The organism is Microvirga sp. 2TAF3 (assembly GCF_052114965.1).
Lineage (GTDB): Bacteria > Pseudomonadota > Alphaproteobacteria > Rhizobiales > Beijerinckiaceae > Microvirga.
Genome location: NZ_JBFRFT010000070.1, coordinates 1 through 409 on the forward strand (window position 1 = coordinate 1; position 409 = coordinate 409).

Sequence of the window (409 nt, forward strand, 5' to 3'; positions counted from 1 at the left end):
CAAAGCCAAAGCGCGCCTGCGCAAGGCCGAGGCCCGAACGTTCGACGCGCTCTGGCGCGCCCTCGGCGACATCTGCGATTTGTTTGAGTCGCACGAGTGTTGGAACTTCCTCAGGGCTGCCGGATATGCGTCCGTTTAACCGTCCGATGCTCTAGAACGGGATATCGTCGTCGAGATCGCCGTAGCGCGAGCCACCCCCGCTGCCGCCACCGCTCGAAGCCGGGGCCGGACGCCGCTCCATCGGCGAGGACCGGCCGAAATCGCCGCCGCGGCTGATCTGGCCGCCCTCCTCGTCGCCATACTCCGACGCCCCGCCGGAGCCGCGGCTGTCGAGAATGGTCAATTCACCGCGGAAGCGCTGCAGCACCACCTCGGTCGAGTACTTCTCGACGCCGGACTGGTCCTGCCA

General features: G+C 67.2%; 1 pseudogene. It reads right to left on the bottom strand.

Annotation, left to right across the window (positions count from 1 at the left end):
• Positions 1 to 151: 151 nt before the first annotated feature.
• Positions 152 to 409, bottom strand: a pseudogene (locus AB4Y97_RS21050) (single-stranded DNA-binding protein); the annotation flags it as partial.